This is a genomic window from Photorhabdus namnaonensis (assembly GCF_001684335.1).
Classification (GTDB): Bacteria; Pseudomonadota; Gammaproteobacteria; order Enterobacterales; family Enterobacteriaceae; genus Photorhabdus; species Photorhabdus namnaonensis.
Genome location: NZ_LOIC01000077.1, coordinates 79244 through 91961 on the forward strand (window position 1 = coordinate 79244; position 12718 = coordinate 91961).

The 12718-nt window shown below is 39.9% G+C and carries 16 protein-coding genes and 1 pseudogene; 13 read left to right on the plus strand and 4 right to left on the minus strand.

Annotated elements, in window-relative coordinates; all coding sequences use genetic code 11:
• Positions 1-11: 11 nt before the first annotated feature.
• Positions 12-266: a P22AR C-terminal domain-containing protein gene (locus Phpb_RS27720; RefSeq protein ID WP_489739827.1), complete on the minus strand. Its 255-nt coding sequence runs from the start codon at positions 264-266 to the stop codon at positions 12-14.
• Between the two features lie 279 nt (positions 267-545).
• Positions 546-893, minus strand: a pseudogene (locus tag Phpb_RS27405) (ORF6N domain-containing protein); the annotation flags it as partial.
• Positions 894-1774: 881 nt separating this feature from the next.
• Between Phpb_RS27405 and Phpb_RS26925 the strand changes: the two are divergent.
• The 8 genes from Phpb_RS26925 (at position 1775) to Phpb_RS15215 (ending at position 7692) form a co-directional block, all read left to right on the plus strand.
• Entirely contained in the window at positions 1775-2428 is a 654-nt protein-coding gene (locus Phpb_RS26925; RefSeq protein WP_240492565.1) for a DUF1902 domain-containing protein, read from the plus strand.
• 1 nt (position 2429) lies between these two features.
• Complete coding sequence (locus Phpb_RS15185) at positions 2430-2627, plus strand: type II toxin-antitoxin system HicA family toxin (RefSeq protein ID WP_065391065.1); 198 nt, start codon at positions 2430-2432, stop codon at positions 2625-2627.
• Between the two features lie 338 nt (positions 2628-2965).
• Entirely contained in the window at positions 2966-3367 is a 402-nt protein-coding gene (locus Phpb_RS15190) for a Sec-independent protein translocase family protein (RefSeq protein WP_065391066.1), read from the plus strand.
• Positions 3368-3464: 97 nt separating this feature from the next.
• Positions 3465-5195 (plus strand): transglycosylase SLT domain-containing protein, encoded by a 1731-nt coding sequence (locus Phpb_RS15195; RefSeq protein WP_065391067.1) that lies wholly within the window; start codon positions 3465-3467, stop codon positions 5193-5195.
• Positions 5192-5851, plus strand: coding sequence for a phage baseplate protein (locus Phpb_RS15200; protein ID WP_065391068.1), 660 nt, complete (start codon positions 5192-5194; stop codon positions 5849-5851). Before Phpb_RS15195 ends, Phpb_RS15200 begins: the two co-directional genes overlap by 4 nt.
• Positions 5848-6135 carry a phage baseplate plug family protein gene (locus Phpb_RS15205; RefSeq protein WP_065391069.1) on the plus strand — a complete coding sequence of 96 codons (288 nt, stop codon included), beginning with the start codon at positions 5848-5850 and terminating at the stop codon, positions 6133-6135. Before Phpb_RS15200 ends, Phpb_RS15205 begins: the two co-directional genes overlap by 4 nt.
• Entirely contained in the window at positions 6132-7001 is an 870-nt protein-coding gene (locus Phpb_RS15210) for a phage protein (RefSeq protein WP_065391070.1), read from the plus strand. Before Phpb_RS15205 ends, Phpb_RS15210 begins: the two co-directional genes overlap by 4 nt.
• A 4-nt stretch (positions 7002-7005) precedes the next feature.
• Entirely contained in the window at positions 7006-7692 is a 687-nt protein-coding gene (locus Phpb_RS15215) for a Gp138 family membrane-puncturing spike protein (RefSeq protein WP_205634787.1), read from the plus strand.
• 60 nt (positions 7693-7752) lie between these two features.
• Here Phpb_RS15215 and Phpb_RS26095 read toward each other — a convergent pair whose 3' ends face one another.
• Complete coding sequence (locus Phpb_RS26095) at positions 7753-7926, minus strand: hypothetical protein (protein ID WP_165603305.1); 174 nt, start codon at positions 7924-7926, stop codon at positions 7753-7755.
• 7 nt (positions 7927-7933) lie between these two features.
• Entirely contained in the window at positions 7934-8434 is a 501-nt protein-coding gene (locus Phpb_RS15220) for a hypothetical protein (RefSeq protein WP_065391071.1), read from the minus strand.
• A 98-nt stretch (positions 8435-8532) separates the two neighbouring features.
• Between Phpb_RS15220 and Phpb_RS15225 the strand changes: the two genes are divergently transcribed.
• Genes Phpb_RS15225 through Phpb_RS15245 form a run of 5 tightly spaced genes read left to right on the plus strand, consistent with a single transcriptional unit; the run spans position 8533 to position 12545 of the window.
• Entirely contained in the window at positions 8533-8883 is a 351-nt protein-coding gene (locus Phpb_RS15225) for a contractile injection system sheath initiator (protein WP_065391072.1), read from the plus strand.
• On the plus strand, positions 8883-10079 hold the full coding sequence (locus Phpb_RS15230) for a baseplate J/gp47 family protein (protein ID WP_065391073.1): 1197 nt from the start codon (positions 8883-8885) through the stop codon (positions 10077-10079). The genes Phpb_RS15225 and Phpb_RS15230 overlap by 1 nt, the downstream gene beginning before the upstream one ends.
• On the plus strand, positions 10072-10716 hold the full coding sequence (locus Phpb_RS15235; protein WP_040152935.1) for a baseplate wedge 1 family protein: 645 nt from the start codon (positions 10072-10074) through the stop codon (positions 10714-10716). Before Phpb_RS15230 ends, Phpb_RS15235 begins: the two co-directional genes overlap by 8 nt.
• Positions 10717-10731: 15 nt before the next feature.
• Positions 10732-11919, plus strand: a complete 1188-nt coding sequence (locus tag Phpb_RS26930) for a phage tail protein (RefSeq protein ID WP_065391074.1) — start codon at positions 10732-10734, stop codon at positions 11917-11919.
• Positions 11919-12545 carry a tail fiber assembly protein gene (locus Phpb_RS15245; RefSeq protein WP_065391075.1) on the plus strand — a complete coding sequence of 209 codons (627 nt, stop codon included), beginning with the start codon at positions 11919-11921 and terminating at the stop codon, positions 12543-12545. Before Phpb_RS26930 ends, Phpb_RS15245 begins: the two co-directional genes overlap by 1 nt.
• The last annotated feature ends 173 nt before the right edge of the window (positions 12546-12718 follow it).

Sequence of the window (12718 nt, forward strand, 5' to 3'; positions counted from 1 at the left end):
TGGCTTGGGGCTTAGAATGGACTGTTAGGGATTCTCAGACTGTGCAATACTCGCCAGTTATCAAGTTGAATTTGTTTAATCTGAATGTGCTCAGTTGCCTTTTCCAGTATCCGCCTTGCATTGTTGGCGCACCTGATAGAGTTGCGGGGATATCCATAATATGTTGCAGCCAACTTATGTTCAGCCACTTTAAGTAACGGTTCTATATCGATCATATAGCGAGCCATATTAATTGAGTGTTGCCATAACCAGCAGAGGGTTTGCAAGTCGTCATCGGATATTTGTTGTTTAATTTCCAGCGCAGGTAGTTCTTCTTTACCTAGGAATTCACCTTCAAGTGCATTTAAGAACTCTACTGCTTCCGTTATCTGAGTTGGCTCAAGCTGGTGAATATGCTCAACCTCGAAATGCTCATGGACCAGCTTCCAGATATCAGGGTAAATCTTACCAATGCCGGTAGTGATTAAACGCTCGGCTGTCTGGCGGAGAGGTATTAGCTGGCTCGCGGTTGAGCGGCGAGTTTTCTTTTTAACTTCTGCCGCACCTTTTTGGCTAAAGTAAAAATCTTCCAGTGCTTCGAAAACGTCCCAAGCTTTATCAGTGTCGAGCATTTTGGCGTGACGGGCTGCGCCGCGTTCTGTCCACAAGATAAGGCTTCTTGTCTTGGGTGAAATTTGTAGGTTACTTAAAGTAACCCGCAAATCTTTTAGAGCCTTCCCAATAATTTTAAAGTAATGCTTACCTTCAACGAATCTTTGCGTATTTCGTGAATGGTTCACTTTGATGTTATTGGTGCTGGTTTCATACAATTGAGCTAATAACTCGGTAGTGATCACCGGAATGCTGTTATGAATGATAGCCTGGAGATTTTGGGCTGAAATTTGATTAGCCATTGCTGACTCCTCTGTTTGTTTTCTTCGAATTGCCACTGTTGTAGTGGTGCCGGGAGGTTCGAAACAGCACAAACAAAGCTGCGGACTTATTCCCCATTACTGGGTGTTGTATTCGTCGCCCTCCCGACCTTGATCGGTGCGTGGCCGCGCACTGCGTCCACTGAATGATAGGCATAAAAAATCCAACGCTAACGGGGTTGGTTTTGACCGTGTTTGTTGAGGTTTCGAAGCCTCGTAAATGCACGATAACCCCAGAGAGTGATCCTGTCAACAATATTTCTTGCTGGTATGTTGCTACATTTACGTTACGTAGTACTTCATAAATGACAAGTTGACTGCTTTTCACTATACTTAACATGTCTGTATTCCTTAGTCGGTTTTGGACAAATTAGGAACCTCAGTCGTTGGCGCGGCTGGGGTTTCCCTCTTTTGAGGGAACAACAATATCACTTTTTTACTCTCATGGAATTAACCGGCTTGTTAATATAGGCAAATAATGTAGATTAATAATCGCATTTTTATGCTAAAATCAACACTATTTTAAAAATATTATTTTTTTAATTTTAAAAATTACAATTAATAATTGGATAATTTCGGAATTTAAAGATGAATATTCGGCTATAGAAGTGTAGGCGAAATTGCGAAGCCTGCCGCAGAAATCTCTATAACATACTGAAATAAATGAAAAAAATTGGAAATAACTACACTTTGCCGCTGAATTTGTTTGAAGAAATGTAATTAATTGTAAATATTCAGTTTACTGCTGTCAGGTAGCTTAAAAGGTTACAACCCCCAAGTCAGGGATGGCTCAAATAATCACCTTTTCTTGCATTATTGTGTGGGTTATTATTAACCAGTTAGCGAGCATTAAGGAGGCATACATGGATCGCGTTATCTATAGCGCAAAATTCGGTGATAAGACGGTCAGGTTTGTTACGCTTAAAATGGAGCTTTATGTGTCGCGTGCTGATATTATCGAAATTATTCGAGAATGCGCAACTGATTATGTAAAACCAGTGGTTGATACTTTAGTGGACAAATGGTTAGAAATGGCAGCAGATGTTCATGATAAAAAGTCAGCCATGCTAGGTAAAAGTAGTATTGGGCCAGTTATACACTTTCATGCTACGGCTGATTTGCTTCATGCTATGTCTGATTTTAACGAGTCTAAAAGTGACGAACTGATAGAGACAGGGCGTAGGATACATACTATTTTTATATGGTTTGCTGATGCTTCTCATCATGCTAATGAACATTTCGGTATAACGGTTTTTGATATGCTTAATTCAGTTAGTAAAAGATTAGATAGGTTTAGCACACCTTTTGTTGTGAATGTTATCCATGATGATATGTGGATTGCTGAGTGCGATGAGCTTGGATTGGTTACAGAAGCCAAAACTTATGATGAATTGACAGAAAAAGTTTGGGAAATAGCGCCTGAACTTTATGAGCTTAATGGTTTAGGCAATAATTCTGAGGATATTCGCATTAGGTTTATTCAGGAACAATCTTACGATTCAAGGATGGCACTCTGATATGGGATCTGGCTTGTATCCACAACTGAAAGAAATCTTATTGGCGCATGGATGCTATTTTGTTAGACAAGGAAAAGGTAGCCATGAAATATGGCGCAGCGACATAACCAATAAAGCATTTAGTGTGCCATATACAATAGTCTCCAAGCATACCGCTAATGCAATTCTGAGACAGGCGGGCATTAAAGAAAAGATCTAATGATTTACTTGTTAGCCTGTATGAGAAGCCCCTTTCGGGGCTTTAAGCTGCCTGTGCGGCAGTAGACGCATAATAACTTTCCATTTCATCATAGCTGCGTTTCTAAGCTGCCTGTACGGCAGTAGACTGTTATATACTAACCTTAACTCTCTAATCTTTAAAGAGTATAGCCATAAAAAATCAGAAACCCCTTTTTTACAACCTCTTGAAAATTTCATTAAAAATCAAAATATTATAAATTAATATAAAAGAGGGCTAAGTTGGGCCAGTAACGGACGATTTTTAGCCTGTCTACGAACGTGATAGAATGTGGTTTTGTCATTGAGTAAGGGTAAGAAATGGGTGGTATTAGCGTTTGGAATGTGATTGTTGCGGCTGTGATCATAGTATTAATTTATGCATTTGTGATAATCCCTTGGAAATCTACATCCAAAAAAGCAAGTGAAAAAGGGTGGCAGATAGGATTAAGTGCTGCTCTAATAATTATGTTGTACATAATAATATCATATTTACTTGCTACAATATCCTTTGTTTTTGGAGTGCCAGAGATAGAGGGGATTGCTGGCATTATTGTTATTTTGATAATTAATGCTATAGCTTGGTTTATAATAAACCTCTTAATTGGACTACTCCCAGACCGCACAGAGAAAAAAAGGTGTAAATATTGTAGCGAGTTAATAATTCATGATGCTGTGAAATGTAAGCATTGTGGAAGCGATTTAAGTGATAAAGATAGATAGTGTCTTTTGAATGAGATAACGTAGTTATTTACTATCGTATATATAGTTTGAGACCCGCCACATGCGGGTTTTTTTCATACCTAAAATGAGGTCACAAATGGCAGAAACAATTGATTCATTACTTGTATCTCTTGGTTTGGAAACAGACAAAAAGAGTTTTGATATAGCTAACGCTGCATTTAAAGGTGTTACTGACAATATGATGCAATTAGCGGCTACTGTAGCTGCTGGATTTGGCTTTGATAAGCTAACGCGAGATTTCGCTGGTTTTGTTTCTGAGATAGATAGATTTTCTCGTCGCCATCTTATTGATCCCAATAATGTATTGCGTTGGGGTTATGCGTATGAACAGATGGGCGGTAAAGTTCAGGATGCAATGAGTACAATTGAGAAATTTAATAATCTTAGAGATAAAGCTGCTGATGGCCGAATTGACGAAAACGCTCTCAGGCAGGCTGGTATTAATCCTTATGAATTGATTAATAAGGATAATCCTCATTCTGCAATGATGTGGGCTGCTGAAAATATGCCCAAGATGAATATGGATCAAAGGAGAAGGTTTAGTAACGGATTGGGGTTAAATAAATTCGAACAAGATGTGTTCTCTAAGGGTCCAAACTGGGTACAGGAACAATTCAATGAATACAATAAACGTGGTCAAATAATCACTCCTGAAGCAATAAAAATAGCGAATGAATATAATGATGCTGTTCAGAAGTTAACGACAAATTTAAATGGCTTAGCTAGTGAATTAAGCGGACCTCTTACAGCAAGCATCACTAACTTAGCTAATCGAGCCGATAAATGGCTTATTGATAATAAACAAGGAATTATTGAAAAACTTGATGAAGCTATGCCACTTCTAAAAACTATGGCTATAGGAATAACTGCTATTGCCGCATCAAAAGGAGTTAGTGGAATTTTTGGCAAAATGGGAGGGTTTAAATCACTTATCAGAGCTGGAATAACGGGATATGCAATTAATGAGGTAATTGAAAAGGATATGTGGGATTGGGATTCAAAGGATGTAAAAGAAAATTGGGGAATTAAATTACCTGATTGGCTGTTTTATAAAAACATGAGTGATTGGTTCGATAGTAAAGATGAATCAATACCGGATAAAATTAAACATGGAATGAAAGTAAGCTCAATTAATCCGAATGCGCTGGATATTCCCGGTAATGATCCTTTGAACAATATGGATTATATAAAAAATTATTTAACAATGTCGGGTGTCAATAATTCATCTCAGCGTGAACAATTGGCTGAATCATTCTCTCAAGCGTCAAAAAAATATAATGTTCCAGTCAGCGTTTTATTGGGAATGGCAAAACAAGAATCAGGATTTAACCCTAATGCTACAGGCCCACAAACAAAATGGGGACAGGCAAAAGGAATAATGCAATATCTTGATAGCTCCGCTCAATCCCTAGGCATAGATCCGCTTAATTCTGATCAAGCTATAAATGCTGCTGCAATGCAATTACGCCAGCGCCTGAATAAAGGTGAAAGTATGGAAGAGGCTGTTGCGGAACATCATGCCGGACCAAATCGTAAATTATGGGGAGAAAAAACAGAGGATTACGTGAGAAAAGTTGGTAACTATTCCCTGGCTATGGAAGACTATGCTGCTCGCAGAAATACAATACCAACCCCCCCTATAAAGTCTAAATCTAGCAATAATGGTGCCCCTATCAACGCTACCGTTAATGCCAATGTGACAGTAAATGAAGCTGGTAATCCAGAAAAAACAAAGGAAATTGTTCAGCAATGTATCAATGACGCATGTAACGAATTAGCCGTATCTGTGAGGACAACAGCACAATGAGTATTGTCGGTATTTTTACCAAATCCCGCCCAGAAATTGGCGGTATTTTTTTTGACGCAGTTCTTGAAGAGTCATCAGAAATGAGAACGGATGTTAGCGAATATCCATTAGAAAATGCAATGACAGCAAATGACAACGCAGTCACACGCCCGTTATATGTCACTATGACCGTTGCGCTGTCAGATAATCCGATCAAAGCTCTGATTGCTGAAACCGGTCAATATTCAGGGATATTGGGGATGGGGGCTGGCGTTGCTACTGGCTTGGCCGCGTCAGTATTGCCTGGTGGTATTGCTGCATTGGCTGGACTGGGTGCTTCTGTAGGATTTGGCATTGCTGGTGAGTATGGAACCAAACGATCAATGAATATTCTTGATAAGATTAGGGAGCTACAGAGTAGTCACACTGTAATGACTGTCATTGGCACCAAAAGTGCGTCATATGCGAATATGATTATTACAAATACCCGACAAGTAACAAATACAGAGAATCAAGATGGGCTGGAATTAGTTGTTGAAATGCGGCAGCTTTTGATTATTAACAAAGATGGAAAAAACAAGGACGCATCACTTATCAATGCTAATCTCCCGGCTGGAGATAGTGTAAGCACGCAGGGGCAAGCTACTGTTAATCACGGAGAGGTTTTATTGCAATGAATATCATTCCTCTTACAAGAAATGCAGCCTACCAAAAATTTTCTATTACACTAAATAATCATCAACTAGTATTTTATCTACGTTGGTTGACTCGATATAGATATTTTGTTGTTGATATCATGAATATTGATAATAGTCCGATAGCATTAGGCCGGGCATTACATGTTGGAGTAAATTTACTTGCCGGATTGAATGCAGATATTGGGGAAATTATTCTGGAAGGAGAAACCCCAACTATCAGTAACTTGGGTATTAAAAATCAATTAAAGTGGTATCCAATATGAATGGTGATCTGTTTGGAAGAAATTATAAATTGGTCATAAAATCAAGCGGTGGTGGAGAAGACCTTATTTTTAGTCCACCGATGCAAGTTACATTTAATATAGAAGGGATACCAAATAACGCTGACGCATTGGGACGCATCACCGTATACGGCGTATCAGCAGAAACTAGAAGCCGAATTTACAATGAATATGATTCAGTTTCCTTATCTGCCGGCTATGGTGATGATGTTGGTGTTATATTTAAAGGTGAAATAAACAACTTCGAGACGGGTCGAGATGGTGTAAATACATATATCAGGTTTTATTGTCGGTCATTCTTTAGAAAATGGGTTAATGCATATATAAATAAGTCTTGGGGCGAAAACACGACAATATTAGAAATCATAAAGGATGTTGCCGAAACATTTGGGACTACTTTAGAAGTAGTAGGAGATTTTTCTGATTTACCGTTAGCAATTAAAGGAAAGACTGCGGGTGGCGTAAATTCTATAACATTCTTAACCGAACTATCAGAAACGTTTGATTTTAAATATAATTTCGAAAGTACAAAATTAGTCGTTATCAGAAATAAAGCATCACGAGAACATACACATAAAATATCATCTCTCAATGGTATGGAAGGGATACCGAGAGTTTACTTACAATCTTTAGAGGTTGATATAAAGCTTAATCATTTGATTAGACCAGCAGATTGGGTAGAAGTCTATCGGATGTATGATCAGTTTAATTTTAGTGGTATGTATACAACACCCTATAAAGACCTTCTTACTGCCGGAAGATTTTCAGTGTTAAGTATTTCGCACCAAGGTGACTTCTATCACGACACATGGAAAACTACGGTCAAAGCATTATTGCTTAAAGGATAATATAATGAAAATTATAGACTCAAAGCTGAATCCAATGCTGGAAGCAATGAAGGAGTTTAAAAAGTCTGCATTATCACCGCTAATGATTTGCTTGCCGGGGAAAATTATTTCTTATAACCCAGCTAATCAGCGGGCACAAATTGAGTGCGGCATTCAGAGAAAAATAGGCAACGATTTTATTACCATGCCTGTTATTAGCAATGTCCCGGTCCAGTTTTCAGGCACTCAAGAATGGACGCTATTCCATGAATTACCACCCGGTACAGAAGGGCTTATTCATTTTAGCCAGAGAGCTATTGATACATGGATAGATCAGGGAGGTCCTGTTGCTCCTCACGAAATGAGAATGTTCAGTGCCACCGATGCCTTTTTCTCACCCGGTTATCGTTCAATGCAAACTGTTATTCCTGGCTTGCCAACATCGGGTATGGGAATGAGTAACCGATCTGGTTCTGTGCGCATTCATATGACTGATGGAGGGATAGCGTTATCAGTCGGTGGAACGTCACTATCACTGACAAGCTCAGGTATGACATATAACGGCCCGGAGTTTACGAATAGCGGTAAAACTACGCTCAATGGCAGAACCACAGTTAATCAGGGTGGCTTATCTGTTGAAGGTATTGAGTTTGGTAAACATATTCATGGCGGGATTCAGACTGGTAACGGTACAACGCGAGGCCCACAGTAATGACGACTGATGAAAAAATGGTGGTATCCATAAAATCATTCAGGGAATTGATTTTGGTAGCTAATTTGATGATTTCATAACAAAAATTAAGGTTGTAGCATGAAAAAGCTTAAAATATTTACCGCTATCTTTCAGCCACATGGTTTTTATGTCAGTGCCAGTGTGCAGCATGATTTCTGGGCTTTTCTTGGAAAAAATATAGGTTGGGGACGCTTTACCATGCTGCGTCCCCATGATGAATTTACTCCAGGTGGAGCCATTTTTGAATTAGCTGAAATACTCCCGGCAGATATGAAACACCCTGATCCAGCAATTTCATATACAAATGTTTTATGGTCTCGGCGGGAAGCGCTTGAAGCTGAGATGTCAGCGCCTCTTTTTGGTTTTGAGCTTCGGGTGACGCCTGTATTTGATCAAGCAATGCTTGAAGTAAGGCGTCATACATTTGACGGTTGATTGTTGATTTATCCAGCATTACGGATAGGCCACCATCTTCACGAATATAGTCAATACCCCTTTCAGTGAGTACTAGTCCTCCCGTATAAACAGAGTTGTTGAGTCCGCGCTTAATACCACTGATTAGCAAATGATGCTGTTCCATATAAGTTAAATTGGCAATAAGAACATCCTCATCTCCAGCAAGATTTTCTATATCGGTAAATTGGCTGTTGTTCGCTGGTTTGGGATAATATTCTGCTAGTTTGGTAAGGATTTTACCGCAGAGGGTTAAATCTATTTTCATTTTGGCTTCCTTCTTTGTTGTGTGAGAACTACAAAGATATCATTTAGCCAACCTCTTGCCCTGGTGAATACTAGGGCTTTTTTTTTGAAGGGGATCGCATGATACGAAATTTCATAGATGGCGATATCGTCACACACTGCACCCAATTTGCAACAAGTAAAGAAGCGACAAAGCAGGCTATTATCAGGCGCTTACGCTTATTCTTGGGTGAATACTTTCTAAATATCACCGAAGGTACGCCGTGGTTTCAAAGCATATTAGGGAAAACCTCACTTGATATTGCGGCGGCCAATGTCAAGGAACGCATTATCACTGCACCGGGCGTATTGGGGTTAACCAAATTCGAATTTAAAACAGATATGCAAAATCGAAAAATCACAATTTATGCATCATTGATTGATATCAACAATGAACAATTTGAATTTCTGTTCAATGAGGAGATTGTTTAATGGCTGAAATAACGAGAAATGGCGCAAAGGGGCAGACGCTGAATGAATATTTAACTGTGATGCGTCAGCGTTATTTGGCGATTGATGACGGCTGGAATATTAACCCTGAATCCCCCGATGGACTTGCAATAGCAGCATGGTGCGAGGCATTGGCTAATCTCGATGAAGGAGTAATTGCCGCTTATCACTCAGCAGATCCGAATTCCGCAGCAGGACAGCAACTAGATAGAATAGCGGCATTTGCGGGTATTAAGCGCAATAAAGCCACGCTTTCAACATCGACGGTAATTTTCAGAGGCGTTCCGACAACATTAATTCAAGAAAGAACCCTTGTAAGAAATCGCATTACTAACACTTTGTGGGCTACAGATAATAACGTAATAATAGATGAGAGTGGGACTGCTACTGTCAATGTAACGTGCACAACATCGGGATCACAAACTGCCAATATTGGTACTTTAACCATTATTGCTACGCCCATTGGGGGTGTAACGGCTGTTAACAATGAAACATCAGAATCGCCGGGCAGAGATATTGAATCAGATAATGCTTTTCGAATCCGCCGTAACGAATCTGTAGCCCTGCCCGGCTCCAATCAAGTTGATAATATGTATGCTGCGCTGGTTAATATAGACGGCGTAAAGCAAGCCCGTATTTATGAAAATGACAATAGTCAGGTTGATGAAAACGGGGTGAAAGAGCACTCAATGGCAATATTTGCAGACGGTGGATCGGTCAATGATATTATCAACGCCATTGCAGCAAAAAAGAATCCGGGTTGCGGGTTAAATAAATATAACACATTTCCCAATAAAATTACTGAGGATACAAAAACCCCACTGGGAAACCCTGTATCAGTGACATTTTTCAGGCCGGAACTTGTTCCTATTTATGTTCGCGTCGAGATATCGAGTAGCAATAAATTTGATGATGAAAATATAAAACGGGCCATTGTTCACTACACAACGTATGGATTTGACGAAACTAGAGGATTCTCAAAGCTTGGCTTTAGAATCGGTGAGAGTGTTGGGGCTGGAAGAATATTCACACCGGTGAACTATATCATTGCTGATAATGGGTTTGTAAATTCAATTACAGTCGGTAAATCTTGGGATCAAACGAGAGGGGTAGTTAATGTTAAATTTAATCAACTTGGTGTATTTGCCACTGAGAATATAGAGGTTGTATATGTATGACCATAAAAGTAAAGCATTATCTAGAATTTACTGGCAATATAAAAATTCACCAAAACTTATCAACTGGATAACCTCGTTACCTGATATTGCTCAATCTTCCATTGAGGACCAGATAGAAAAAATAAATAACATTCTTGATATAGATAAAGCTGAGGGTGATCAATTAGATATATGCGGGAGAATTGCGGGATTTGCAGAGAGACCACTTATCCGTACTGACTTTGTTTCTATTTTTGCATATAATGGTACTGGTGGAGCACAGCCATATAATATTGCACCGTATAAATCTCCCGGCGAACAAATTAAAATAGCACCAGTATCTGATTTCATGTACCGGATATTAATTAAATCGAAAATACAAAAAAATAACTCAATAGCAACAATAGACGATGTAAAAAGTGCTGTTGATTATATTTTTAATGTTAATTCTGCAATTATTGACGGGCAGGATATGACAATGAAAACAATCTGGATAGATAAAGCTATCGCTGCAAATATTCGCGTACTGATTGAAATGTTTGATTTAATACCCAGACCACAGGGAGTAAAAGCCCATTTAGTCAGGGTTAATCATCATCCCTTTGCATATAAAGGCACTTATGATGCACAACCCTACGGCGTAGGCGCATACGTATAATCGGAGTAATAATAGATGGCTAGAAAAGACAGTTTTAATAAAACATGGGCCAGTAATCCGGCTCAATTCGAAAAGCCCGGTGATGCATTAATTGAGCGCGGCTGGGCTGGTGGAGCATCAGAAGATCCGCCCGAAGCTAAATGGGAAAATTGGTGGCACAATCGTTTAGATGAAGCTCTACTTGAAATCCAAAATAGCGGTGCGCTTGCTTGGTTCTCTGACGCAAAATATACAAAAGGGGCACTGGTAAATTATGGCGGAAAAAATTGGGTTGCATTGTCAGCGAACTCAAATATAAGCCCAAATGGCTCGTTAGATAATGGAATTTGGTTAGAAGTAGAATATTCAAAATCTGATTTTCTCAAGAAATCCCAAAACGGCGCAGACATCCCCGACAAAAACGCCTTTGTGAAAAACCTCGGGTTGGTGGAGACTGTGAATAAGGCGAATAATGCGGTGCCGAATAGTCGGAAAGTGAACGGCAAGGCGTTGAGTGGGGATGTCAGTTTGAATGCGGGGGATGTAGGGTCGTACTCAAGACAAGAGTCAGATGAAAATTTTTTACGTAAACACGGTACCGCATACGTCAGCTTTCTGCACATCGATGCTAAAAATAAATGGCCGGGGATGTGGCTCCACTCGTCAGACGGTTATCAAATAGGGATAGAGGGGACTGTCGGGCGAATGCTAACAATTTGGGCGAATGATGATGATGGCAATCGCAGATATAACTTATTAACACCAGAAAAATCGGGCACGCTTGCAACAACTGATGATATTAACGTCCCAGTCGGCGTCCCACTTCCGTACCCCCACCGATACACACCACCCGGCTATCTAACATGCAACGGTCAAACGTTTGACAAATCCTTATACCCGAAGCTAGCAGAAGCTTATCCTGACGGTAGAGTACCTGATTTAAGAGGCGAATTTATCCGAGGTTGGGACGATAGTCGCGGAGTAGATCCGGGTAGAGTGTGTGGGACGTGGCAGGCTGATAGCACAAAAAGAATACAGCTTGCCGAGGGTAACGCAGATAGCCGTTATATGTCACCAAATCAAGGGCCAGTGAACGGATATTGGTACCCACTTGGCAGGGATGTAAAAGGCAACGCAACTGATACATCAATTGCTAACAATACAGGTGGCAATGAAACCCGCCCCCGTAACATAGCATTTAACTACATAGTGAGAGCAGCATAATGACAGAACAGAAATACTCTTTAGAACATGAAACCGCCGTATTGGGTAAAGATGGTTTAGCCACTCAGGCCGGGTGGATTAAGGTTTATCACTCGAATCAGATAACGAGAGAATTCACAAACTCTGATATTGAGTATGTGATGTTGGGTATCAGTTTATCAGCGGGTGCTTATCCTGATGCGCCAGAACTGCCGAAATCTCCTGACGAAGCCGTGTGTCGTAGTGTAGATGGTAAGTGCTGGGAAATCCGCCCCGATTACCGAGGAAAAATCGCTTACGACACGTTAACACGGGAACCGATTGAGATAACGGAAATTGGGGAATTGCCGAATACGCTGACATTCAAGAAACCACCCACTGATTTTGATAAATGGGATGGTAAAGAATGGGTAGTTGATAAAGACTTACTCAAAGCTCATCAAATCAACGAAGCAAAACAGAAACAAGCAACACTGTTACAGCAAGCAAATTACACAATCTCACTGTTGCAAGATTCTGTTGACTTAGAGATGGCTACAGATGAAACAAGAGCATCTCTGCTCGAATGGAGAAAATACAGAGTACTACTCACTCATACAGATTTGAATCAAGCGCCTGATGTGAAGTGGCCGGAAGTGCCGAAGTGATGGCTATGTGATTTTTGACAGCGGCAAGCAAAAGTTGCGTGTTGAAATTATTAGATTATCTCATTGATAGGCGGTAAATGATGTGGTTTTTTTGAGGCGTCAAACAGAAAAACCACTTCTAATGGTGGCTTGTACATCAAAAAATATTCTACCTGTATATTCTTTTTCTATTC